This is a genomic window from Rhizobium sp. BK529 (assembly GCF_014194105.1).
Lineage (GTDB): Bacteria > Pseudomonadota > Alphaproteobacteria > Rhizobiales > Rhizobiaceae > Rhizobium.
Window position 1 is genome coordinate 712,096 of the sequence record NZ_JACIAU010000001.1, and the last position, 21,580, is coordinate 733,675.

Genomic DNA, 21,580 nt, shown 5'->3' on the forward strand with positions numbered 1-21,580 from the left:
AACCCTGGAGGAGTGTCGATGCGCAATGATAAGCAGGACCATCCCACCTTGGTCGACGAACATCGGCTGGATGAGAAAGTTCTCGATGTTCTGCATTCCTACCACCGGCGAATCGATGAGGAGCGCCGCAGTTCGCGCCAGGATGCGCCGGGAGGACGCGATGGGGGGCAGGATCAGCGGATGCGAGCTGTCGGTCCTGAAACCGGCCGATTTCTCAACATTCTCGTCCGCGGTCTGACGGCGCCGACCATTCTCGAACTAGGCACGTCCTTCGGCTATTCCGGTATCTGGCTTGCCGAGGCCGCGCGGGCGACCGGCGGGCGGCTGATCACCATGGAAGTGCATGGCTATAAATCCGCCTACGCGCAGGCGATGGCCGAAAAGGCCGGGCTTGCCGAGCATATCGATTTCCGGGTGGGAGATGCGGTCGCCATGATCCGCGAATTGCGAGGCAAGGTGGATTTCGTGCTCGTCGATCTCTGGAAGGATCTCTATCTGCCTTGCCTCGAAGCCTTCTATCCGAAGCTCAATACGGGCGCTGTCATCGTTGCCGACAACATGATTTATCCTGTCACTGAAGATGTGAGGATCTATGCCCGGGCCATCAGAGGCAAGCCCGGCATTACCAGCGTGCTTTTGCCGGTCGGATCGGGGCTGGAGATCAGCCGTTACGAACCGTGAGCCCGATCGTCTGTCACCAGATGCCGGGAAACAGCCGGTATCTCACCTTAAGGCAATAATCCTCGTAGCCGGGTAGGTTCCGGCGTAACTGGCCTTCCTCGTCGAGGAGTCGCAGGATCAGGCCGGCGAAAATCAGTGGCACGAAGAGAAGGCCCCACACGGAGGCTAACGCCAGCGGGATGCCAGATGCGAGCGGCAGGACGCCGGCATACATGGGGTGGCGTACAAACGCGTAAGGGCCGGTGGAGACGACCTTTTGGCCTTCGGAGACCTCGATTGTGGCCGAGGCAAAGGTATTTTCCCGCAGGACGATAACGACGAACAGGAAACCTGCGGCGATCAGCAGATTGCCTGCAATGACCGCCCATAAAGGAACGGCCGACCAGTGGAAGCGGTAATCCAGTACCGAGACGATGATAAGTGCGACCATGACGATGCTGGTGAAAATCTGGATGCGTTTCTGCACCGGTTCGGTTTCGGCGGCCGGCCCGCCGCGCATGCGCTTTTCCAGAAGTGCCGGGTCGCGATAATAGAAATAGATCGAGGTGCCAGCCGCCCAGGCGGCAAAATGGGCGACGAAGAGCCAGCCTTGCCAGTACGCGAGCGTACCCGCCGCCAGGAAGACCATGACGGCGAGGGCCACGAGAAACTTGGCATTGGCTTCGGCGGCCCTGCGGCCGAGATCGGGTGCTACAGTCTGCATGACTCCTCCCTCCGCTCACGCTCTGCAATCCATTTACCGCTTTGCCTTTAGGATATGCAAAGCAGGCGCATGATATCAAACCATTGCCGGCGGCGCGGGTTCTGCCTTCGAGGCCAGGGCTCTGCTTGTGTGCCATCCGGCGATTGGGCATGCTTTCCTGCGGGGATTGGGAGATTCGGTGGAAATGGGCAAATCCGTTGATGACGGCGATGTGACGACGAAGCTTTCCATCGTGGCGCCCTGCTACAATGAGGCCCTGGGGCTGAACGAGTTCTGCCGGCGCGCGCGGGCAGCGGCGGAGGCAGTTGTCGGCCGATCCTTTGAGATCATCCTCGTCGATGACGGCTCCAGCGATGATACCTGGGACGTCATATCGGCGCTTGCGGCAGACATTCCACAGGTGCTCGGCGTCAAGCTTCTGCGCAATCACGGCCACCAGCTCGCGGCGACTTCGGGCCTTGCGGTGGCGCGGGGCGAACGTGTCCTACTTATCGATGCCGACCTGCAGGATCCGCCGGAGCTGCTGGCTCAGATGATGGCGATCATGGATCAGGGCGCCGATGTCGTTTACGGGCAGCGGAACGAGCGCAAAGGCGAGACCCGATTCAAGCTCATCACCGCCTCCGTTTTCTATCGGCTGCTGACGCGGCTGACATCCATTTCGATCCCGCAGGACACCGGCGATTTCCGGCTGATGAAGGCGCGCATCGTTCATATCCTGCTCAACATGCCGGAGCGGCATCGTTTCATCCGCGGCATGGTGAGCTGGATCGGCGGCAGGCAGGTGGCGCTGCGTTATACGCGAGACGCCCGTTATGCCGGCTCGACGAAATATCCGTTGAAGAAGATGATCCGTTTTGCGATCGATGCGATTACCAGTTTCTCCATCATTCCGCTGCGGGTCAGCGCCTGGATGGGGCTCGTCGCCGCCGTCTTTGCGGTGGGGCTGCTGATCTATACGCTCGTGCAATGGTTCGAGGGTAATGTCGTCACCGGCTGGTCGAGCATCATGGCGGCGATTTCCGCCTTGAGTGCGATCCAGCTCATCGCGCTCGGCACGCTCGGCGAATATGTCGGCCGCCTCGTACAGGAGCACAAGCGCCGGCCGATGTTCATGATCGACTGTGTGGTGCAGGGCGAATTTACATCCGAATTGCCCGACGATTTCTCCGAGCTCGATACGGCCAGACGCAGATCCGAGCTCGGCAAGCTTCCGCAAGCAGGCGTGATTGCAAGGCCGACCGAGGCCGCTGTTGGCCGCTGATATCGGATTGCTGCCGAACATGTTGACAAAAGATTCGACTTCTGCGGCATTTGACCTTTCCGATCCGGGATAAGCGGCGTATGCAGGCTGCATATCCCTTCGCGCGGTTTGCCCTTCAACTCTCCCGCCTTTGCCCGCGCACCCGAAATTCGCATTGGCAGATCGATGACCGCAGTTCAGACGAGTAACAAGACAGATGAGGCGGCAGGCGCCCGCCAGGCAAAGATCGTAGCGCTGGTCGTTGCCGTTTCCTTCTTCATGCAGATTCTCGACGGGACGATCGTCACAACCTCGTTGCCGCAGATGGCGACGACTTTCGGCGTACAGCCGGTCGCCATGAGCATTGGCATCACTGTCTACATGCTGACCATGTCGGCCTTCATTCCGCTTTCGGGCTGGCTCGGAGACCGGTTTGGGGCGCGGCGCGTCTTCCTCCTGTCGATCGCCATCTTCACAGGAGCGTCGCTGTTTTGCGGCCTGTCGGGAAGCCTCACCGAATTCGTTATCGCGCGAGCGGTGCAGGGCGTCGGCAGTGCGCTGATGACGCCGGTCGGGCGCATCATCGTGTTGAAAAATGCCCGCAAGTCCGAGCTGGTACAGGCGATTGCTCTGATCACCTGGCCGGCGCTGACTGCCCCGGTCGTCGGCCCGGTGCTCGGCAGCTTCATCACCACCTATGCCAGCTGGCATTGGAACTTCCTGATCAATATTCCGATCGGCCTTGTCGGCATCGCGCTGGTATTGCGCTTCGTACCGGAGCAGCGCGAGGAACGCGTCGGGCCGCTCGATATCAAGGGATTTTTCCTGAGCGCCGCAGGGCTGACCTTTCTGCTTGCCGGGCTCGAACTATCGGTCAAATGGCAGGGTGGCTTCCTGCCGCTCCTGGTCATGCTTGCCGCAGGCCTGGTGCTTTCCGTCATGGCGACGCGGCACTTTCTGCGGGTCGACAATCCGCTGCTCGATCTCGCCGCCTTCAAGGTGCAGACATTCTCGATGACGACGCTTTCGGCGGGTACGGCCTGCCGCGTCTCGATCAATGCGACGCCCTTCCTCCTGCCGCTGCTCTTCCAGCTCGGCTTCGGCCTGAGCTCGATTGCCGCCGGCACCTATCTGCTGGTCTATTTTCTTGGCAATCTCGGCATGAAGGTGGTTACGACGCCGCTTTTGCGCTTCTTCGGCTTCCGCAACGTGCTCTTCTTCAACGGGCTCATCGCCGCCGGCTCGATTGTCGCCTGCGGTTTTCTGACGCCGCAAACGCCTGAAGTCGTCATCTCGGCGCTGCTCCTCATTGCAGGCCTCTCGCGATCGATGGAATTCACCGCGCTCAATACGCTATCCTTTGCCGATATCGGCCCGTCGCAGAGGAGTTCGGCCTCGACATTGTCCAGCATGCTGCAACAGATTTCCATGCTGCTCGGCGTTGCGGTTGCGGCGGCAGTGCTCAACATTTCCTCCGGGCTTCGCGGGGCTGCGGACCCGATGCTCGGTGATTTCCGCTGGGCCTTCTTCGTGGTCGGCATGATCGGCTTTTTATCCTGCCTGCGCTTCCTGCAGCTTGCTACCGATGCGGGTGCTGAAGTTTCTCATCACCGGCGCTTTCAAAAAAGTTGACTGACCGCGGAACCATTTGCACTCCCCTGCGTTAACGCATGAATTTCAGTATCCGTGTTCACAATTTTTAGAGGGGTTCCGGCTGCAGCCGGGAAGGGGCGATATTCTCGATGCTACTCTCCTTCGATCTGCCTATCATTTGGCGTCTTCTCATGCCAAATGATAGGTGTAGTCTACGTGCGCCTGTCCATGTACGACAGTTTCATGCAGAAGGAATCGGCGGCCTCGCAGCCGGTATTGCTGCGGAAACAAGCCCGGAGGCAGAATGAGCGGGTCCAGCGGCAATACGGGCGATCCCATCCGTATCCTCTATATAGACGATGACGAAGCGCTGGCGCTGCTGATGCAGGAAAATCTCGGCAGGCGCGGCTTTACGCTCGAATGGGCGAGCGACGGGGCGTCCGCCCTTGCGCTGCTCGCCGAAGGAGGTATCGAAGCCGTCATTCTCGAACATTCCCTGAAGACTGAAACCGGGCTCGATATCCTGCCGCGCATCGTGGCGATGCCGGATCATCCGCCCGTCATCTATGCCACCGGCTCGGACGATACGAGCGTTGCGGTCGCAGCGCTGAAAGCCGGCGCCGACGACTATGTCCTCAAGGGCGTTTCGCCCGATTATTTTGATCTTCTGGCCGCTGCCCTCGAACAGGGGCTGGAGCGCGCTCGTTTCCTGCGGGACACGGCACAGGCGCAGGAGGTGATCCGCCAGCAGCGCGACCATGCAGAGATGCTGCTTGCCGAAGTTAATCATCGCATCGCCAACAGCCTCGGCCTCGTCGGCGCACTGATCCGCATGCAGTCCTCCGTGACGAGGGATCAGGTGGCGATCGACGCGCTGCAGGAAACGCAGATGCGCATCAATGCGATCGCCAGCGTCCACCGCCGTCTCTACACCAACCGGCAGGTCGGCATGGTGCAGATAGATGAGTATCTGAGTAGCCTGCTGACCGAGCTGGAAGCCTCGATGCGAGACGAAAAACGGCCGCATCACGTGGTATTGACCGCCCAGCCGACCAATCTTGCGACAGATAAGGTCATCACGCTCGGCCTGATCGTCAGCGAACTCGTCACCAACGCTTTCAAATATGCTTATCCGGAGGGCAACCCGGGCGAGATCAAGGTCATCGCCGAGCAGGAAGGTGATGTGCTCAGGGTCACTGTGGAAGATAGTGGCCAGGGCTTCGACCCATCGGATTCGGCGAAGGGAACCGGTCTCGGCACGAGGATATTGAACGCTATGGCCGGCAGTCTGAAATCTGAACTTACATATGATCCGGAGCATCGCGGCACGAAGGCGATACTGGTTTTTTCCGTGAGCTGACGCGTCGGAAGGAGCATCATGAATAGCGATGTCGTCTGCACGCCCGGGGAGGTCCATGATTTCTGGTTCGTCCGCTGCGGCCGGAAGGAATGGTTCGAATCGACTGCCGAGTTGGACGAGGAAATCCGGGCACGATTTCGTGCAACCCACCTCGCGCTTGCCCGCGGCGTGACCGAGGAATGGCGCTCCAGCCCCGAGAGCCGGCTTGCAGCCGTCATCGTGCTCGACCAGTTTCCGCGCAATATCTATCGGGCCACGCCGCTTGCCTTTGCGACCGACGGGCTGGCGTTGCGCGAGGCGAAAATGGCGCTTGCCGTTGGCGCCGATCACGCCGTCGACGGCATCCAGAAGACCTTTTTCTACATGCCGTTCGAGCATGCGGAAGACCTCGTCGAGCAGGACCGCTCGGTGGCGCTCTTTACGGCGCTCGGCGACGAAGAGTTCCGTGACTACGCGCTTCGCCACCGCCAGGTGATCGCGACTTACGGGCGTTTTCCGCATCGCAACGCCATTGTCGGGCGGGAGTCCAGCGAGGCCGAACTTGCCTATCTGGCGCTTCCCGGCTCAGGTTTCTGAGCTGCCGTCCGGAAATTCCGCCTTTCTGTCGCCTTTCTTTCCTATAAAAGCGGTCATCTAAATGATGAGACGAATCCACGCGGGGGCTTCTTGCGCTTGATACACTGGCTGCTTCGCACCGTTCTTCTGCTGTCGCTGGCTATTGCCGGCCTGCATCTCGATGGAAACGCCGCTTTCGCGCAGGCCCCGCAGCCGGCGGGTCAGGCCCAGACGCAGCCTGTGCAGACGCAGGCAGCTCCGTCCGAGGCACCGCTTGCCAACAGCACGCTCGACCAGGCGCTGAAGGATATCGACAAGGCAAAGAACCAGCTTGTCTCCCTGCAGGACCGCGTCAAGCAGAACGCCGACAATGACGACGCCCTCGTGGAGCTTGCCGGCCAGGCGGACGAGCTCGGCCGCGGCGTTATCGCGACATCCGTCAGCCTTCGCCCGCGTTTCGACCAGATCAAGAACCGTCTTGCCGAACTTGGCGAGCCGCCGAAGGACGGCCAGCCCCCGGAAGCGCAGATCGTCACTGACGAGCGCAATGCGCTGACGGCGGAACGCTCGCAGATCAATGCCGTCACGGGGGATGCGGAAAACCTGTCGATCGCGATCACCAAGCTTTCCAACGTGATTACGGCGACGCGGCGCCAGCTCTTTGCCGATACGCTGTTCCGGCGCACTGAAATTTCCATCTCTGTCATCGACGATGCGGCGGGCGCTTTTGTCCAGGAGGCGAGCGAGTTTTCGCAGACGCTTTCAAGCTGGATCACCTTCGTCTGGAAGTTCAAGAGCCTGCAGCTGTTTGCAGCGATCTTCCTGTCGCTCGCAACGGCCCTGATCCTGCTCTCCGGCGGCTACCGGCTTTTCGGCCAGTATCTACGGCGCGATGTCCATGTCGAGGAGCCCTCCTATATCAGCCGCCTTTCCTTTGCCTTCTGGTCGACGCTGATCCGAACGGCCTCACTCGACGTGCTGCTGGTGACGTCGCTGATCTTTCTCGACGGCTTCAATGTGCTGAGGAGCGACATCACGCCTGTCGTTACTGCGCTCTTCGGTTCGATCGGCCTCGTCTACTTCGTGGGCCGCTTCGTCAATGCGGTCTTTGCGCCGAATGATCCGTCCTGGCGTCTGGTGCGCCTCTCCAATCTCGGCGCTCGGTCGGTCGGCTACTGCCTGATTGCCATGGCCGTCGTCAACGCGCTCGACTATCTCTTTGGCGCCATCGGCGAGGCGATGGGGTCACCGCTGGTTCTGACGGTGGTGCGCAGCCTGCTTGCGGCGCTGATCATCGGTGTCATTCTGATTGCCGGATCCTTCGGCAAACCGATGCTGGCCAGGAATGGCGATCCGGATGCACCGGGCCGCCACTGGCCGCGCGGTATGGCGATCCTGCTGCGTGTCTTCGGCGCGGGGCTGATCCTTGCGGCGCTGTCGGGTTATGTCGGCCTGGCGCGCTTCGTTGCGACGCAGCTCATCATCACCAGTGCTATCATCGTCACCACCTATATCGGCCTGCTGCTCGGCAAGGCGGTCTCGCGTCAGGACAACTTTGGCGAAACTTTCCTCGGGCGCTTCCTGCGCAGCCGCTTCAACCTCGGCGATGTTGCAATCGACCAGGTCGGCCTGGTCGTCGGGCTGCTGATCTATGCGGTGGCGCTTTTGACCGGCATCCCGCTCATCCTGCTGCTTTGGGGCTTCCATGTGCAGGACCTGCAGCTGCTCGCCTACCGACTGTTCACCGAGGTGCGGCTCGGCGGCATCAGCATTTCGCTGCTCGGCATCTTCACGGGCATTCTGCTCTTTGCCGGCGGTTATCTGGCGACGCGCTGGGTGCAGAAGTGGCTGGACAGCAATGTCATGGCGCGCAGCCATGTCGATCTTGGCGTACGCAACTCTGTCAAGACCGGGATCGGCTATCTCGGCGTCGGTGTGGCCGCCATCTTCGGCATTTCGGCAGCAGGCATCGACCTTTCCAACCTCGCGCTCGTCGCTTCGGCACTGTCGGTCGGTATCGGTTTCGGCCTGCAGAATATCGTGTCCAACTTCGTTTCCGGCCTGATCCTGCTGGTGGAACGCCCCTTTAAGGTGGGCGACCATGTCGTTTCGGGAACGGCCGAAGGCATCGTCAAACGCATCTCAGTGCGCGCCACCGAAATCGAGACCTTTCGCAAGCAGTCGATCATCGTACCGAACTCGGAGCTCATCAACGGGCTCGTCGGCAACTGGACGCATCGCAATAAGCTGGGGCGTTCAGAAATCCCGGTTTCCGTCAGCTACGAGGCCGACCCGCGCAAAGTGATGAGTATCCTGCTGGAACTGGCGGCGGCCGTACCGCTTATCCTGCGCAATCCGGAACCGCATGTGGAATTTCTGCGCTTCGGGCCTTACTCGCTCGATTTCGAGCTGCGCTTCTTCCTCGCCGACATGGGCGATGGGCTCACGGTGCGCAACGATCTGAGGATCGAGATCCTCAAGCGCTTCAGGGCTGAGGGCATCGAGATCCCGCTGCCGCAGAGCGATCTGACCATCCACCGACAGGCGAACGCCGACATGGAGAAGGTGCTCGTCGAAAAGCCGACAGAGCCCGAGGATGCCTCGGCTGAAGATGAAACCAGGGACAATGAAATGGTTGACGACGAGCAGCCGGTGCGCCAGTTGCGCGGCAGGACGGCAGACGGCAAGCTCAAAGGCTGAACGGATCATTCAGCACTCATTCACGGCTATCGCGCTATAACTTCATGCAATCGATCGCTGCCGGGTGGCGGCGACGAGCGCTTGAGGGGAGGGCGTAAAGCCCATGTCGCATACCGTGGCACGTTCTGCAGTCGCATTTCTTCTTCTCCTTTCCGCCGCACCTTCAGCACTGGCGGCCTCCGTCACGAATAAGGATGGGGCACCCGTCGTACTGACCGTTACGGAAGGTGGCAATCGCGTGGAAGTCGTCGTCGATGCCGGTGCATCCGAACCGGTCTGCCCCTCCGGCTGCTTCATGACGACGCCCGATGGCGACCGCATCGGGCTTTCCGGCGACGAGACGATCGAGATCGTCAAGGGTTCCGCCGTCATCAAGTGACGGCGCTTCAGGCCCGCTATCGCCGATTTTCATGAATTTTCGCGCCTCACGGCTTTTGACGCTTGTCTATTTGCGCCTCGTCGCGTCAAGCTTTTCCCATGTCGTAAACAGGCCTCTCATGACGCAGGCCTCGCTGCATATTTCATGACAAGAGTTCGTCCGGCGTAAACCGCCGGATATCGGGAGTTCGTCCGGTTGGCTGCCGGACATCAGATAAAAGAGGGTATTTTCTCCATGAAGTCACATGCGCGGGCAGTGGTCATCGGCGGCGGCGTGGTTGGCGTTTCGACGCTCTATCATCTTGCGAAGAAGGGATGGGGTGACAGCGTGCTCATTGAGCGCAAGGAGCTGACCTCTGGCTCCACATGGCATGCGGCGGGTCTGCTGCCGCTCTTCAACATGAGCTACTCGGTCGGCCAGATCCATAAATATTCCGTGCGCTTCTATCAGGAACTGCAGGAGGAAACCGGCATGAATGTCGGTTTCAGCCAGGTTTCCAATATCCGTCTGGCTCGCACCAGGGATCGCTGGGACGAGTACATGTATTATGCCGGCATTGCCGAGACGATCGGCGTGAAGGTCAATATCCTCACCCCCGAACAGGTGAAGGAGATCTGGCCGCTCTGTGAGACGGACGGCCTGCTTGGCGCCATTCAGCATCCGGACGATGGTTATATCCAGCCGGCGGACCTCACCCAGGCGCTTGCCAAGGGCGCGCGAGACCGTGGTGCCACCATCTATCGTAATACGACCGTGACCGCGATCGAGCAGCAGGCGGACGGGCTCTGGAAGGTGACGACCGACAAGGGCGAGATCACTGCCGAACACGTCATTTCCTGCACCGGCAATTTTGCCCGCAAGACCGGCGAGATGGTCGGCATCAACATTCCGGTCATCCCGGTCGAGCATCAGTATATCGTCACCGAGCCGCATCCCGACATTCTCGCCCGCAAGGCCAAGGGCCTGCCGGAAATGGGAGTCTTACGCGAATCCGACAGCGCCTGGTACATGCGCGAGGAGAATGGCGGCCTGCTGCTTGGCCCTTACGAGCATGGCGCACCGGTCTGTTATGTCAACGGTCCGTCCGACGACAGCGAATACGAGCTTTTCCAGGAAGAGCTGGAGCGCCTGATGCCGCATATCGAAACCGCGATCGCCCGCGTGCCGGCCTTTGGCGAAGTTGGCATCAAAAAGGTTTATAACGGCGCTATCGCCTATACGCCTGATGGCAATCCGATTGTCGGTCCCGCACCGGGCTTGAAGAACTTCTGGCTCAACGAAGGCCATTCTTTCGGCATCACGGCTGCCGGTGGTGCTGGCTGGCAGCTTGCCGAATGGATCGTCGATGGCGAGCCGACGGTCGACATGATGGGCGTCGATCCGCGTCGCTTCGGCCCTTACGCGAAGGAGGGCTACCTCATCGCCAAGAACGAGGAAGCTTATGCCAACGTCTTCACCATGCATTATCCGGACGAGGAGCGCGCTGCTGCCCGTCCGCTGAAGACGACGCCCGTCTATGACCGGCTGAAGAAGCTGGGCGCCGTCTTTGGCTCAGTCTATGGCTGGGAGCGTGCCAACTGGTTTGCGCCCGAAGGCTACGATTTGCCGAAGGACCAGATCGGCGTTGGAGCGGACGTCCTGACCAACCACAATCACTCGGAGCCGACCGAAGACGGACGCATCCTGGAAAAGTGGTCCTTCCGCCGCTCGAACTATTTCGAGCATGTCGGCAATGAAGTCATGAACGTTCATAAGAATGTAGGCGTGCTCGACATGTCGGCCTTCGCCAAGGCGTTGGTGACCGGTCCCGGCGCGCGCGAATGGTTGGATTCGATCTTCGCCAATGCCATTCCGAAGAAGCGCGGCCGCATCGCGCTCTGCCATATGCTGACCAAGGAAGGCGGCGTGCGCTCGGAATTCACCGTTTACGAAAGCGCGCCCGGCACCTTCTACCTCGTCTCGGCCGGAGCCTATGAAGCGCATGACCATGACTATATGCGCAAGCTGCTGCCCTCAGACGGCAGCGTGAAGTTCACTCCGATTACCCAGGCCTATGGCGTGCTGGTTCTCGCCGGACCGAAATCGCGCGACGTCTTGAAGAAGCTGACGCGCACCAGCCTGGAGAACAAGGATTTCCCCTGGCTTTCGGGCAAGGAGATCTCCGTCGGTGCGGCCAATGCCCACGCGCTGCGCGTCAACTTCGTCGGCGAGCTCGGCTGGGAGCTGCATCACCCGATCGAGATGCAGAACTACATCTTCGATAAGCTGATGGAAGCTGGCGCCGAATTCGGCATCAAGCCTTTCGGCATCCGCGCCATGCTCTCCATGTCGGTGGAAAAATCCTACCGCCTGATCCCGCGCGAAATGTCGATCGAATACAATGCCTATGAATCCGGGCTCGACCGCTTCATCAAGCCGGAGAAGGAATTCCTCGGTCGCGAAGGCCTGCTTTCCTACAAGGAAAAGGGTCTGAAGTGGAACTTCGCGACACTCGTCGTCGAAACCGGCAACGATGTCGATGCGCGTGGTTCGGAGGCGATCTACAACGAGGCCGGCGAGCTTGTCGGACGCGCCACCAACGGCACGTTCGGCTTCCGCGTCAACCGCTCGCTGGCGCTTGCCATGCTACGCCCCGATTACGCCAAGGAAGGCACCAAGCTGAAGATCAAGATCCTCGGCACGACCTACAACGCGACCGTCGTCGGCGAGAGCCCGTTCGATGCCGAAAACGCCGCGCTTCGTGCCTGATTTTTTAAGCATATTGTCAAGAAAGAGGCGGCCGCACCACCGGCCGCCTTTTTGATAGCTGCCTACGGCTTGCCGATTAATAATTATGCAAATGAATTCATGTAACCGTTTCGTTCGGGGGCACAATTTCCATTTAAAGGTTTGTCATGGCGTTTCTAGGTATTTCGGGAATGCAATATTCCGGAGAAATGTTTGCCGGCGCGCGTATTATCCTCGCTGAAGATTCAAACGTCTTCACCTCGATGATCGGAAAGCGGCTCAAGGAACTCTTCGATATCGACGTCGAGATCTGCCGTACCTTCGAAGATCTGCAGCTATCCTACGACAAGTCTTCCGATCCGATTACGCTGGCGATTTCCAACATCAACCTGCCGGGCGCCGAAAACGGCGAGGCGCTGGAATATCTGGTCGACCTGTCGATCCCGACGATCGTCTTCACCGGCACGTTCCAGGAAGGCATGCGCGACAAGCTGCTCGCGAAGGATATCGTCGACTATATCCTCAAGGACAATGTCTTTGCCGTCGACCTCCTTGCTGAATCGATCTGCCGCTTCCTGACCAACCATCGCCATCACGTACTGATCGTCGATGATAGCGCCACGGCCCGCGCGCTGCTGTCGAGCCGTCTGAAGCGCTATAATTTCCGCGTCAGCACCGCGGAGAGTGGCGCAAAGGCACTGGAGATCCTCAAGGCCAACAGAGATATCGGCCTTGTCGTCACCGACTATAACATGCCCGATATTGATGGTTTCGAGCTGACGCGCCGTATCCGTGCCTCGATCGGCTCACACGAGCTGCGCATTATCGGCGTTTCCTCCTCTTCCAACCGCTTGCTTTCGGCGCGATTCCTGAAGGCCGGCGGCAACGACTTCATGCTGCGGCCGTTCATCGACGAAGAGTTCTATTGCCGCGTCAACCAGAACCTGGATACGCTCCTGCAGATCCAGTCGATGCGCAGGGAACGGGCAGTTGCCTGACCCGGCCGCGAAGATCGGGTGGGGGGAAGCACCTCCGTGATCGGCGTACACCGAAAAAATATGACGGAACATCATATTTTTGCAATCACAGGTGTTGTTTCCGCCATTCGCCCCTTCACGGAAGGGAAGGCCTCGGTTATCGTCCGGCACACTGCAGCAGGGGGCGAGTCGACCCCCTCGGGCATGTGGGGGGGATAGACAGCTGTGACATTCCAGGCGGATTTTCAGCGGGAGAACGCAGGTCCTCGGTTCGGAGGAGTCCGCATACTTCTGGTTGAGGATTCCCGGATGTTTTCGGCCGTGCTCTGCCATCGGTTCCAAACGGAACTCAACCTCAGCGTTGTCTGCTGCTCTTCGCTGAAGGCGCTTCGTGCGGAACTCTCGCGGGAAGGTCATGGCTACGGCATCGCTGTCGTCGATCTGAACCTGCCGGATTCACCCTATGGCGAGGCGCTCGACTGCACGATCGAGCACGATATTCCGACTATCGTCTTCACCGCGACCTTCGATCTCAACACGCGGTCCCGCATCCTCGAGCGCAATGTCATCGACTATGTGCTGAAGGACAATGAATTCGCGCTCGACAATCTGGTCGCAACCGTGCGCCGGGCGATCATGAACCGCAAGACGCGGGTGCTCGTCGTCGATGACGTGCCGTCTGCCCGCCAGGTGCTGGTCGATCTCCTGAAGGCCCAGCAATATCTGGTGGTCGAAGCGAATTCCGGCCTGGAGGCGCTCGCGGCGCTGGAAGCCTTCGGCGATATCGAACTCGTCGTCACCGATCATCACATGCCCGACATGAGCGGTTATGAGCTGACGCGGCGCATCCGCCACCGGTTCGGCTCGGACAAGATGCGCGTCATTGGCGTCTCCTCCTCGAATGACCGCATGCTGTCGGCAAGTTTCCTGAAGGCCGGCGCCAGCGATTTCGTTTACCGGCCCTTCGTCGCCGAAGAGCTGCAATGCCGTATCGCCAACAATGTAGAGACGCTGACGCAGATGAAGCAACTGCGCGCTGCAGCGGCCTGCGATTACCTGACCGGCCTTTATAATCGCCGCTATTTCTACGATAACGGCCCGAAGCTGGTGAACGAGTGCCTGCGGCTGAAGATGCCGAGCGCTGTCGCCATTCTCGATATTGACCATTTCAAGCGGCTGAACGACACATATGGCCATGAGATCGGCGACAGGGTGCTGAAGGCCGTCGCAGACAGGCTGCACACGATCTTCGAAGGCAGCGACAATCTTCTCTCACGCCTTGGCGGCGAGGAATTCGCCATTCTCTTTCCGCAAATGGATTCGCTGGCCGCCACCAAGCTTTGCGACGAGATCCGCTCGGATATATCGCGACTGAGAGTGACGGCCGACGACGAGGAACTGGCGGTGACAGTGTCGATCGGCGTGGCCGAGATCGCCGGTTATGAGACGTTCGAGAACTATCTGAATGCGGCGGACCAGTTCCTCTATATGGCCAAGCACAAAGGACGAAATTTGGTCTATTCGGATGCCAAGATGACGGAGGAGGCGGCGCAGTAGAACCGCTCTGTCGTCATCCTCCGGCCTGTTCCCCGAGGATCTACACATATCAAAACAAGACCGGCGGCAGATGCTCGGGATAAGCCCGAGCATGGCGGAAGTGACGGCTCAAGCCGCAACTGCCTGCTGGCGGGCCGTCGCCATGGTCATCTTGCGATCGGCGCGCTCCTGCTGCGGTGAGCGATGGTAGAGTTCGCGATAACACTTGGAGAAGTGCGAGGCAGAGACGAAGCCGCAGGCGACGGCCACTTCCACGACCGGCATAGCGGACTGAACCAGCAGGTGGCGGGCGCGATCGAGGCGGATTTCCAGATAGTAGCGGGCAGGGGACCTGCCCATTTCCTGGCGGAAGAGGCGCTCGATCTGGCGGCGCGACAGGCCGGCACCTTCGGCGATCTCCAGGAGCGACAGCGGCTCGGAGAGATTGCCTTCCATCAGCTCGATGATCGAGAGCACCTTGGCGTTCTGGACGCCGAGGCGCGCACGCAGAGGCAGGCGCTGGCGGTCATGCGGGTTGCGCACGCGGTCGGTCAGATGCTGCTCGCAGATGCGGTTGACGAGGCTTTCACCGAAATCCTCGCCGACGAGGTTCAGCATCATGTCAAGCGAGGCCGTGCCGCCAGCGCAGGTGTAGAGATTGTTGTCGACCTCATAGAGATCGGCATAGACCTCGGCCTGCGGGAAGGCCTCGGAGAAGCCCGGCAGGTTTTCCCAGTGGATCGCACAGCGCTTGCCGTTCAGGAGACCCGCCTGAGCAAGCACGTGGGCGCCCGTACAGAGCGAACCGACGGCAACGCCGCGATTGTAGGATTCGCGGAGCCACGCATTGACGGATTTGTTGTTGAAGGTCTCGACATCGATGCCGGAACAGACGAGCACCATGCCCGGGCGGTTTTCGCCGGCGAGATGCCGGCGTTCTTCGGCGAGCGAGGAATTGGCCTCCACGCCGATGCCGCAGGAGGAATAGACCTTTTCGCCGTCGACGGAGCTCAGGCGCCATGTATAGGCCTGATAGCCGAGCATGCGGTTTGCGATACGCAACGTATCCACTGCCGCCGAAAACGGCAGCATGGTGAATTGCGGAACCATGAAGAAGACTACGGAACGTTTCTTGAGCTGCATCTTGTTCATTGGAAAATCCATGCTCGAGGGCGACGCCATATTCGTTGCTTGGAAAGCGTCGTTCCGATGTTCTAAAAGCGACATTGGCATGGATAAATGCGGCTAGGAAGAGCAAATCTGCGACATTGTTCGTGATTTGCGGCGCGCGAGGAGCGACAGATGTCGCTGCGGTGCGGAAGTTCGACGAAATTTAATGGGGAAAAAGCATGTGGCGGATATGAAAAAGGCGGTGCTGCGTGGGGCAGGCACCGCCTTAGCTTGGGAGGTATGTCGCATTCATTGCATATATTTGCATCAAGGAGCCCTGTCTTTAGTGAGCTCTGTTCTTGCCGGTCTCATCGGCGCTCGGCCAGCCGATATCCTTGCGGATGTCGAGGGGCATGGATTCGATCTGTCGCTCCGTCTGCCAGCGGCGCCATGCGCGCACGAGCTTGTCGGCATAGGAACCGAGCGAAAGATGTCTGCCATAGGATGACAGGCTCTTGCCGCCATCTCTGTAGGTCATTGAGGTCATTGCCGTTTCCTTTCCTGGCAGGACACGGGATTCCCGTATCCTTGAGATGAAATATGCGCTTGCGGCACTCATCATTCAAACGAATAGATTTTATGAGTACCATAAGCGGTTTTGAACTATCGCTGCTGCTCGTCGAGAGCGGGCAGGGCGCAGATATCGGCCGCAAGATGCGGCGGATAATGCTTCATTTCCTGCCTGATCCGTTCGCGTGCCGCCACCCGAAACATGCGTGCGCGAAACGCGAAGAAAGCCTGGAGGATGTTGAAGCCTGCTACTTGCGACATGTTCGGCCTCCTTTTTCTCAGCCTCATCGTCACAAGATAAATATAGGTCCGCAGGTTGATTCAAACAAATGAAATGAACTGGCCTTTAGATTCAGCGAAATTGAAAGTAGAGGGCGCGGGGCGCAGTCTCAAATTACCATCTGCTCGCCAAGCTCCACCACGCGGTTGTTGGGAAGCTGGAAATAATCCGAGGGATCGATGGCGAAGCTTGCCATCGCGATGAAGAGCCGGTCTTGCCAGGCGGGAAGGCCGACATTCGGGTCACTGATCAGCTTGCGCCTGCCGACATAAAAGGAGGTCGACATGATCTCGAAATCGAAGCCCGCCTTGCGGCAGAGCGGCAGGGCTTTGGTAACGTCGTGATCCTCCATGAAGCCGAAGAGGAGCTGGATCTTGATGAAGCGCTCCGAGAGCTTTTCGATCGTCACGCGTTCCGTCTCCACCACATAGGGGCGCGGCGCGGTTTTCACGGTGAGAATGACATTATGGGCGTGCAGGACGCGATTGTGCTTCAGGTTATGCAGAAGCACGCCCGGGACGCTATCGGGAAGGCTGGTCAGGAAGACTGCCGTGCCCGGGACCTCGGTAGGCGCGTGATCCGATGGCCGTTCGATCGACCTCAGGAACGGTATCAGCGGTATGTCGTTTCTCGACGACCTGTCGCGGATGAGCAGGGTTCCCTTCTTCCAGGTCCACATCATTATCATCAGCGCGCCGGCGATCAGCACGGGGACGTAGCCGCCGTCGTGGATCTTCAGGAGGTTGGCACCGAGAAAGACGCCCTCGAGCACGAAGAGCGGCAGGAGAACGGCAAGGGCGCTCATCACCGTCCAGCCCCAGACGACGCGGAGAAACTGGAAGGACAGGATCGTCGTGACGACCATTGCACCCGTGACCGAAATTCCATAGGCCGTTGCAAGGGCTTCGGAAGAACCGAAGGCGAAGATCAGGGCAAGAACGCCGAACAGGAGCGCCATATTCACCGCCGGCACATAAATCTGGCCGGTGTTGGCGGCAGAGGTGAAGCAGATCTCCAGCCGCGGAAGGAAGCCGAGATGGATCGCCTGACGGGCAAGCGAGAACGCCCCGGTGATGACCGCCTGGCTGGCGATGATCGTGGCAGCCGTGGCAAGGAGGACCACTGGAAGGATCGCCCATTCCGGAAACAGCAGGAAGAACGGATCGGACGCGGCCCGGGGGTTGGCGAGCACCAGCGCGCCCTGGCCGAGATAGTTCAACAGAAGGGAGGGGAAAATCACTACGAACCAGGCGGCCTGGATCGGCTTCCTGCCAAAATGGCCGAGGTCGGCATAGAGCGCCTCTGCGCCCGTCACGGTCAGGAAGACGGCACCGAGGACCACCAGACCGACCAGGCCGGCATGGGTGATGAAGTTGAACGCGTAGAGTGGATTGAGCGCGGCGAAAATCGCGGGATCGTCTGCGATGTGGACCAACCCGCCAATGCCCATTACCACGAACCAAAGGAGCGTTATCGGGCCGAAGAGCTTCGATACTGATGCGGTGCCGACCGACTGTATCAGGAACAGGACCAGCATGATCGCGACGGCGATTGGCAGGACATAGGGCGTGAAAACAGGGGTTACGAGCTTCAGCCCTTCGAGCGCCGACAGCACCGACAAGGCAGGTGTGATCATCGCGTCGCCGATGAACAGCGCGGCACCAATGATGCCTGCGAAGAAGAAGATGGTAGCGTGCCGGCTGGTCTTCTTCATGAGAAGGGCGAGCAGGGAAAGGGTTCCGCCTTCGCCTTCGTTGTCTGCCCTCAGAAGAAACAGCACGTATTTGAACGTTACGATGAACGTCAGCGTCCAGATCATCAGGGAGATCAGTCCGATGATTTCCTGCGGCGTCACGCCGTCATGGACGAAGGGGCGAAGCGCTTCGCGGAAGGCATAGAGCGGGCTTGTGCCGATATCTCCATAGACCACACCGATCGCCCCGAGCACGAGGGCGGCAAACTTTTGCTGGCCTGGATGGAACCGGTCTGCGTCGTGAGCGGTTGCGGACATGGACGCTTCCTGATCGTTGTGGGCACTGATTGTTGTCTGGCCTGGATTGCTGCTCGGAATGAAAGATATGGGGCACAACCTGAGAATGGCACGTCGGACGCAAGCCGGGGGCGCAAGGGCCGGGGCCGGACACATCCGGTCTCCAATCAGGTTTCCGCCCGCGCTTCATCCTTTGTCAGGGCGCTGACCAGCAGCTTGTCGACGCGCCGCCCGTCGAGATCGATCACCTCGAATTTCCAGTCGTTCTTGACGAAGGTCTCTCCAAGTTCGGGCAGATGCTTCAACTCTTCCAGAACGAGGCCGGCGACAGTCTGATATTCGACGTCCTCGTCGAGCGGAAAATTCATGAATTCGGAAAACTCGTCGATCGGCGTCCATCCGGAAACGAGGTAGGAGCCATCGTCGCGTCGCTTGATCGCCGGCTCCTCGCCGGAGGCCGCTTCGCCGAAGACGCCCATGATCGATTCCAGAATGTCGCCTGAGGTGATCACACCCTCGAAATGACCATATTCGTCGTAAACCAGAACCATATGCTGCGGCGACTTGCGGATCGCGTCGATCACCGAGGAGGCGGGAGCGAGGTCCGAGATGATCGGAACCTCCTGCACAAGCGTCATAATGTCGACCGATCGGCTGGCAGCGAGGGCGTCGTAGTAATTCTTGACGGCGAGAACGCCGAGAACCTCGTCGGAGCTGCCCTTGCGGGCTGGCAGTCGCGTCCGCGACGTCGACTGGATGGTCTTGCGGATCTCTTCAGCGGAATCCTCGATATCGACCAGCTCGACATCGCGCCGTGGCGTCATGAGCGCGCGCGCCGTTCTATCGGCAAGGCGCATGACGCCGGTGATCATGGCGGATTCGCCGCTCTCGATCACGCCGGCGCTCTGGGCTTCGGCAAGAACCGTCTTGATCTCCTCATCGGTGACGCCATCGGCGTTCTTTCCGGACTGACCGAGTAGGGCGAGAATGAGTTTGCCCGAGCCGTCGAGCAGCCAGACGAGCGGCAGTGCAGCCTTCGACAGATAGGTCATCGTCGGAGCGACCCTGGCGGCGAGCGCTTCGGGCGCGCGCAGCGCCATCTGCTTGGGCACCAGCTCGCCGATGATGAGGGAGAGATAGGTGATGATCACGACGACCGAACCGACGCCGAGCCCGTCTGCCCAGGCATTGGGAAGCCCCTGTGCCAGGAGCCAGGCGGAGAATCGCGCACCCAGCGTCGCACCGGAAAAAGCGCCGGAGAGGACGCCGACGAGGGTGATGCCGATCTGCACCGTCGACAGGAACCGGCCCGGGTCTTCGGCAAGCCGCAGGGCCAGTCGCGCTCCTCTGCTTCCCTGGTCCGCCAGGACCTTGAGGCGTGCCGGGCGGGCGGAGACGATCGCGAGCTCCGACATGGCAAGGACGCCGTTGAGAATGGTGAGAAGGACGACGATGGCTATTTCGGTATACAAACTTTGGCCTGTTTCGCTGATAATGCTGCATCGAAACTATGCGATCTCGTCTCGCTTTGCGAGGGTTCCTGTCGAAGATCATGCCCGTGAGCGAGTTAATTACGGCAAAACTTCTCCCGGCCGGAATGGCCTGAGAATTTGCACGCCGCCCCTTCCGTCCCGGTGCTTGCTAGTATCTGGGGCTCATAAACCCCCTCTTAAGAATCTGTTGACCATAATGAAGGCTTAACGCCGCCGCGTATGCGGTGCCTGTGATGTTTTCGTGTCTCGCCCAAGGACGAAGCCTGTGTCCCTTCATCAAGCCATCGCCGCCATTCCGGCGACCGCGTCAGCCTGGTTTCTGTCTTTCGTCGCCCATCGCATGGCACTTGCCGTGGCGTTTGTTTTCGCCATCATTGCCGGATCGAGCGAGGCAACGGCGGAGGATCGGGCGCTGAAGCTCTTCTTCACGCATACGGGGGAGCGGGCGACGATCGTTTTCAAGCGCAACGGCAGGTACGATCAGCGCGGGCTCGCCCAGATCAATCGCTTCCTGCGCGACTGGCGGCGTAACGAGCCCGCCAAAATGGACCCGCGCCTGCTCGATCTCGTGTGGGAAGTCTATCGCAAGAGCGGGGCGAAGGAGACGATCCACGTTGTCTCAGCCTATCGTTCGCCGGCGACCAACAATATGCTGCGCACCCGCTCGCGCAATACCGGTGTTGCCAAACATAGCCAGCACATGCTCGGCAAGGCGATGGATTTCTATATTCCGGGCGTCAAGCTCGCGACGCTGCGCGCGATTGCCATGCAAATGCAGGTGGGCGGCGTCGGCTATTACCCGACATCGGGCTCACCCTTCGTGCATCTCGATGTCGGCAATGTGCGCGCCTGGCCGCGCATGTCGCGCCAGGAACTGGCGCGACTGTTCCCGGATGGACGTACCATCCATCTGCCGGCGGATGGACGTCCGCTGCCGGGTTATCAGCAGGCGCTTGCCGAACGCAAGAAGGGCATTCGCTCCGCGCCGATCCTGATTGCCGCCAACGAGGAAGAGGACGACGACGCGCCCGCCGCGGTCAAGAAGCCGGACCCTGTCGTCACCGGAAGCCTGGTCACGGCCATGTTGCCGACGCCGCAGAAACGGGCCGATCTCGGACTGACGCGGCAATTGGCCAAACCGGAGGACCAGGAGGCGGCCGATCGCGGCTTTGCCGATCTCGCCTCGCTTACCGTTCCGCTTCCCGCGCTGCGGCCCGTTGACAGCGAGGCCATCGAGAGCGAGACGCCAATACCAGCCCTTGCGCCGGTTCCTGCAATTGCACCGGCGTCGGCATCCGTCCAGCGGGCTCAGGCCGACTTCACGCGCTTCGTCATCGGCCGCAAGCCCGCCAATGCTGCGCTCGTTGCCGACAGGCTCATCCATCCGGCGCCGACGGCGGAGCAGATCGCGGTGCTGCCGGTCTCCGCGTCGCGGCATGTCTCGGGCGGCGTCGGCGAGATGTCTGCACGGGCGCTGATCGCATGGGCCGTACGATCTCCGGAGGCCACGGTCGAGCTGACGGCGCCGGCCATGATCGGCACGACCTATCCTGATAGCCGCGGCGAGGGCAGGGCGGTTGCGGCCGGCGCTGCCGGAAAGAGCTTTAAGACCAGCCGTTTCGGCACCGAGGGATGATTCAGCAAGAGAGATGAGATCAGGCGACATCGCAATGATCGCCCCTC

At 60.1% G+C, this 21,580-nt stretch carries 17 protein-coding genes; 11 read left to right on the plus strand and 6 right to left on the minus strand.

The window, feature by feature from the left end; translation table 11 throughout:
• Window positions 1-66: 66 nt before the first annotated feature.
• Window positions 67-681: an O-methyltransferase gene (locus tag FHX08_RS03500; protein WP_207896876.1), complete on the plus strand. Its 615-nt coding sequence runs from the start codon at window positions 67-69 to the stop codon at window positions 679-681.
• A 13-nt stretch (window positions 682-694) separates the two neighbouring features.
• On the opposite strand, the gene FHX08_RS03505 is transcribed toward FHX08_RS03500, so the two are convergent.
• Window positions 695-1,384: a methyltransferase family protein gene (locus FHX08_RS03505; protein WP_132653910.1), complete on the minus strand. Its 690-nt coding sequence runs from the start codon at window positions 1,382-1,384 to the stop codon at window positions 695-697.
• A gap of 184 nt (window positions 1,385-1,568) precedes the next feature.
• Between FHX08_RS03505 and FHX08_RS03510 the strand changes: the two genes are divergently transcribed.
• The 9 genes from FHX08_RS03510 (at window position 1,569) to FHX08_RS03550 (ending at window position 14,475) form a co-directional block, all read left to right on the plus strand.
• Window positions 1,569-2,648 (plus strand): glycosyltransferase family 2 protein, encoded by a 1,080-nt coding sequence (locus FHX08_RS03510; RefSeq protein WP_132653911.1) that lies wholly within the window; start codon window positions 1,569-1,571, stop codon window positions 2,646-2,648.
• Window positions 2,649-2,813: 165 nt separating this feature from the next.
• Window positions 2,814-4,259, plus strand: a complete 1,446-nt coding sequence (locus FHX08_RS03515; protein ID WP_132653912.1) for an MFS transporter — start codon at window positions 2,814-2,816, stop codon at window positions 4,257-4,259.
• Between the two features lie 265 nt (window positions 4,260-4,524).
• A complete protein-coding gene (locus FHX08_RS03520; RefSeq protein WP_184326869.1) occupies window positions 4,525-5,580 on the plus strand; it encodes a sensor histidine kinase in 1,056 nt (351 codons plus the stop codon).
• An 18-nt stretch (window positions 5,581-5,598) separates the two neighbouring features.
• Window positions 5,599-6,156 carry a DUF924 family protein gene (locus FHX08_RS03525; RefSeq protein ID WP_132653914.1) on the plus strand — a complete coding sequence of 186 codons (558 nt, stop codon included), beginning with the start codon at window positions 5,599-5,601 and terminating at the stop codon, window positions 6,154-6,156.
• A gap of 90 nt (window positions 6,157-6,246) precedes the next feature.
• The gene (locus tag FHX08_RS03530) at window positions 6,247-8,835 is read left to right on the plus strand and encodes a mechanosensitive ion channel family protein (protein ID WP_132653915.1); all 2,589 of its coding nucleotides are present in this window, start codon (window positions 6,247-6,249) and stop codon (window positions 8,833-8,835) included.
• Window positions 8,836-8,938: 103 nt separating this feature from the next.
• Window positions 8,939-9,214, plus strand: a complete 276-nt coding sequence (locus FHX08_RS03535) for a hypothetical protein (RefSeq protein WP_132653916.1) — start codon at window positions 8,939-8,941, stop codon at window positions 9,212-9,214.
• 234 nt (window positions 9,215-9,448) lie between these two features.
• The gene (locus tag FHX08_RS03540) at window positions 9,449-11,962 is read left to right on the plus strand and encodes an FAD-dependent oxidoreductase (RefSeq protein WP_132653917.1); all 2,514 of its coding nucleotides are present in this window, start codon (window positions 9,449-9,451) and stop codon (window positions 11,960-11,962) included.
• A 146-nt stretch (window positions 11,963-12,108) separates the two neighbouring features.
• A complete protein-coding gene (locus FHX08_RS03545; RefSeq protein WP_132653918.1) occupies window positions 12,109-12,939 on the plus strand; it encodes a response regulator in 831 nt (276 codons plus the stop codon).
• A 204-nt stretch (window positions 12,940-13,143) separates the two neighbouring features.
• On the plus strand, window positions 13,144-14,475 hold the full coding sequence (locus FHX08_RS03550; RefSeq protein ID WP_132653919.1) for a diguanylate cyclase: 1,332 nt from the start codon (window positions 13,144-13,146) through the stop codon (window positions 14,473-14,475).
• A gap of 108 nt (window positions 14,476-14,583) precedes the next feature.
• On the opposite strand, the gene FHX08_RS32020 is transcribed toward FHX08_RS03550, so the two are convergent.
• From FHX08_RS32020 to FHX08_RS03575, 5 genes are all read right to left on the minus strand, one after another.
• A complete protein-coding gene (locus FHX08_RS32020) occupies window positions 14,584-15,606 on the minus strand; it encodes a GlxA family transcriptional regulator (RefSeq protein ID WP_132653920.1) in 1,023 nt (340 codons plus the stop codon).
• A gap of 301 nt (window positions 15,607-15,907) precedes the next feature.
• Window positions 15,908-16,111 carry a hypothetical protein gene (locus tag FHX08_RS03560; RefSeq protein WP_132653921.1) on the minus strand — a complete coding sequence of 68 codons (204 nt, stop codon included), beginning with the start codon at window positions 16,109-16,111 and terminating at the stop codon, window positions 15,908-15,910.
• 116 nt (window positions 16,112-16,227) lie between these two features.
• A complete protein-coding gene (locus FHX08_RS03565) occupies window positions 16,228-16,395 on the minus strand; it encodes a hypothetical protein (protein WP_165911892.1) in 168 nt (55 codons plus the stop codon).
• A gap of 128 nt (window positions 16,396-16,523) precedes the next feature.
• Complete coding sequence (locus tag FHX08_RS03570) at window positions 16,524-18,425, minus strand: potassium transporter Kup (RefSeq protein ID WP_132653922.1); 1,902 nt, start codon at window positions 18,423-18,425, stop codon at window positions 16,524-16,526.
• A gap of 146 nt (window positions 18,426-18,571) precedes the next feature.
• Window positions 18,572-19,876 (minus strand): hemolysin family protein, encoded by a 1,305-nt coding sequence (locus tag FHX08_RS03575; RefSeq protein WP_132653923.1) that lies wholly within the window; start codon window positions 19,874-19,876, stop codon window positions 18,572-18,574.
• Window positions 19,877-20,162: 286 nt separating this feature from the next.
• On the opposite strand from FHX08_RS03575, the gene FHX08_RS03580 reads away from it, so the two are divergent.
• Window positions 20,163-21,533 (plus strand): DUF882 domain-containing protein, encoded by a 1,371-nt coding sequence (locus FHX08_RS03580; protein WP_245508267.1) that lies wholly within the window; start codon window positions 20,163-20,165, stop codon window positions 21,531-21,533.
• Window positions 21,534-21,580 lie beyond the last annotated feature (47 nt).